Source organism: Paraglaciecola sp., assembly GCF_030730205.1.
GTDB lineage: Bacteria > Pseudomonadota > Gammaproteobacteria > Enterobacterales > Alteromonadaceae > Paraglaciecola.
The window spans coordinates 1-3254 of sequence record NZ_JANQVQ010000006.1 but is presented as its reverse complement, the minus strand read 5'-3'; the positions used below and the strand labels follow the sequence as shown (position 1 = coordinate 3254).

The 3254-nt window shown below is 42.1% G+C and carries 3 protein-coding genes; 1 reads left to right on the top strand and 2 read right to left on the bottom strand.

All coding sequences use genetic code 11. The features are described from left to right. Both NWQ57_RS00310 and NWQ57_RS00305 read right to left on the bottom strand, forming a co-directional pair. Positions 1–870: hypothetical protein (locus NWQ57_RS00310; RefSeq protein WP_306019907.1), on the bottom strand; the 870-nt coding region annotated here is incomplete at its 3' end. Next, positions 846–2405 carry a TnsD family Tn7-like transposition protein gene (locus tag NWQ57_RS00305; protein ID WP_306019906.1) on the bottom strand — a complete coding sequence of 520 codons (1560 nt, stop codon included), beginning with the start codon at positions 2403–2405 and terminating at the stop codon, positions 846–848. The genes NWQ57_RS00305 and NWQ57_RS00310, both read right to left, overlap by 25 nt. A gap of 305 nt (positions 2406–2710) precedes the next feature. On the opposite strand from NWQ57_RS00305, the gene NWQ57_RS00300 reads away from it, so the two are divergent. After that, positions 2711–3254, top strand: a 544-nt coding sequence (locus NWQ57_RS00300; RefSeq protein WP_306019905.1) for a nuclease-related domain-containing protein, incomplete at its 3' end; no start/stop codon positions are given.

Below are 3254 nucleotides of genomic sequence, written 5' to 3'. Positions count from 1 at the left end.
GTCTGTGGTTTGCTGCCTCACCGAGGCTTTCAACCAATCCTGACTGATAAAGTGAATATTTTTGGGAAGTGAATGAGGTACATTACTGATCCCCAGAATTTCCTGCACGACCCGCACGTCGGAGTCTTTGTACTGTCCGATGTAGCTCTGCAATGTAACCGTTAGTGAAGAACCACTGAGTGCTGGTGGCTGGAAGTCAAACGTCCACCATGTTACGAACGTCTTTATATTTCTCTCTTTATCGTATTCTTTTTTTTCAAACCGATACTTAAGAAAGTTTTTGCTGATAGACAAGAATGAATTTTTTCCTTGATTGTCTGCCAATGTGTAGGCTAATTTATTGGGGTTAAATACTCGTTCAAACTGGCTTTTTGTCAGCTGGGCTGAGGGCGTTACATGTATGAACAGATTTTTGTGGTAGGGCTCGAACGAATGGAAATCTATTCCAAGTGCCACTGGCTCAAGAGCGTAATGAAACATCTTACTATTTTGAATAAACAGAACTCTGGCGAGTTCTAGTTGTGGAATAGCGAGATAGCCGTCGTAGTCTTCTACGATAAAATAAAGTTCATTTCTCTTAAATTCGCCTACTAGCGGCAGTTGAAGATCTTCCCCCGATAATTTATGTACTTTCCCATTCCAATCAAATGACAGGCTATCTTGGGTTTTGGGCTCAATATGCGTTGCATTGTAGAGCCGCCCTACTGCGAGGTCGGGGATAAGCGAAGCCAGAATTGATCTTACCGGCGATTTTTTAAATCTTACCTGTATACGCCAATCTGCACTGTATGACGTTCTGAATAGGGAGCCAATGTAGATTAGTTCATCGTTATCCTCTACCCCTTTTATTTTGTATTGTTTATCAGCCAATCTGTACACCAGTCGCAGGTTATTTTGGTGACTGATGATATTGGTCTTTGTGTATTTATTCTAGCTTTTCTGTACATTTGCCATGCTTCAGGGCGCATGTCTTGGTTTGCGAACAGAAGTGTTGATTGGGTCAGTCTTCTGCATTGATATTCTTGATAGCTTTCGCCATAAGCCGATAAAAATAGATTGGTAAGTGGTAAGCGATGCAGGTTGTGTTCTATAGTTGCAGAGTTAGGAAGGCACTGCAAAAACCATCTTTGTGATCGGCGGGGTGAGTATAAATCATTTGTGTTGTATAGAATTTTGAATAGTTGCTTGCAGGTTAAGTTGTCACGTTTTTTCCAAGAAACCCTTTTATTTACCGATATGCGTTCAACCGCATATGTTTGGTTTGTTTGCAATAGCCATTCTCTATCTGCTCGATAAATAGCGGTATAGAGCTTCTGGCTCTCATTTGTTGCGTAGCGTGCAGCTTTAGGGCCGTATTTTTGCAACAAATCTATCCACATTGTCTTCCATGCCAACACGACCTTTTTTGAGTGTTGGCAGGTATTATTATTTTGCTTTTGAGTGACATCATTTCGTGGTTCTGAAGAATTAACTATCGCATTCCACCAAGCCTCAATATTACCGTCAAAAAAGGGTAAGCCAGCGACTATGTGCATAACATACATATGCTGTTTTCTGTGCTTCCTGAATAATGTGCCAACAATATTTTCGAAGTTGTTTTGAGTGAATCCAATTTCCTGCAACCAACCCCAAGACCAATAGCGTTTGATGTATTGCGTGACTTCAGTCTGCTTTATGAATTGACCTCGGTCGAAATTTGCGTCGACAGCAAGTTGTCTATAAAAGGATGTCAGTTGAGGGAATGTGAAAGTCTCGACGCGTGAATTTGATATCAGATACATGGAGGCACGTGAAGCTAATTGCTCCTGCCAAGACGCGGCTGATGCGTTTTTAAGGCTTATTTGCCCTTCAACTAAATGCTCCAGCAACGGGCTAAATGAATGTCGAGATGGATCATGAATGGCGATGTTGGTAGCTGTCATCTGTATGCCATGGATTGGACAGCAGTAGTTATAGAAGCCAAACCAGCGTCTGTCCCAGAAAGGTTCGCCAAAGCGATCAAGCTGCTCAAGAACACAAGCAGGACAGTAGCGGAAGTAAGTGACAGGCTTTAGAAAGCACGTCGCTAGCCCAGTACTTGTGGTGTATGTGTTGTTTTTGGTAGATAGCATTTGATCTAAGACACTGTTTTTAATGCTGGCTTGGCAGAATGCGGTGTATAAGGGAAACAATGTATGGTTTGCAATAACGTCTTGTGCAGTCAGAGACGTGCTAGGGCGGATGTTTTCCACAGCACAGCAGATACCGTTTGGCATTTCAGGTGACGCAATAATGGTATTGCTGCCAAATACGTCCTTCAACAACAACTTATCCGGCAGAACACAGCACCGAACCTTATAGCGAGCAAGAACGCTGTAGAGGAGTTCATTGGGATAGGGTTGAGGGAAGAGCGGTAATGTGACCATTGCTTGTCGATGTGTCTAAAGTACTGTTTTTAAGCGTAATAGGCATAAGTAGTCTTTACAAGTTTTCGGAACAAATGGTAATGTTGACGAATGATTCGGGTAGCTACATTTCAGTGGCATAAACAAGTATCCAGTCGAGCTTAAGAAGTTTTTTAAAGCAGCTATGGAAGGCTCTTTTGGTAATCAAATAGCATTTGATGCTCTCAAAAATCAAACTCCAACCTCCCTCTTAGCTGCTCCAATGGTCTCGGTATTACTAGTTGTTGCAATTTGAATATTGCGTAACGTTTGAGAAAGGAAATGTGATGGAGATAAAGTGTCTAGATCCACTTGGCATTAATGGTTTTGAAAGGAAAGCCAATGAGGTTTTGGCGGAAAGCCTTCCCGCAAGTTGGAAAGGATACTCATCTCTGGAGATGCTAGGGCGTCAAGGTAGGGACTTTGAAGCTGATCTTATTCTCGTTACCCATGACCGAATCATCGTTGTGGAACTGAAAAACTACCGTGGAAAGATTTTTGCTAACGGAAATAAGTGGGTTCAAGAGTACGAAGATGGTAGACAAGAGAGCAGGATAAATGCTGTTTCTCAAGCTAGTAGAGCGGCAAAGATACTAAAATCTAGGTTACAACAAAAGTTACAAGGAAAGTTTGTACCTTACATAGATAAGTGCGTCGTGCTATGTGGTGCCGCCGATGCATCTAATCTCCCAGAAGAAGAGCGAGAGTGTGTCCATACTCTAGATGAATTCAAAAACATTGGTAACGATGCCGTTTATGCAAAGCTAATAGGGAGACCAATTAGCATACCGAGAAAGGAAGATGCCCCAAATAAAAATATCACTGTGTGGG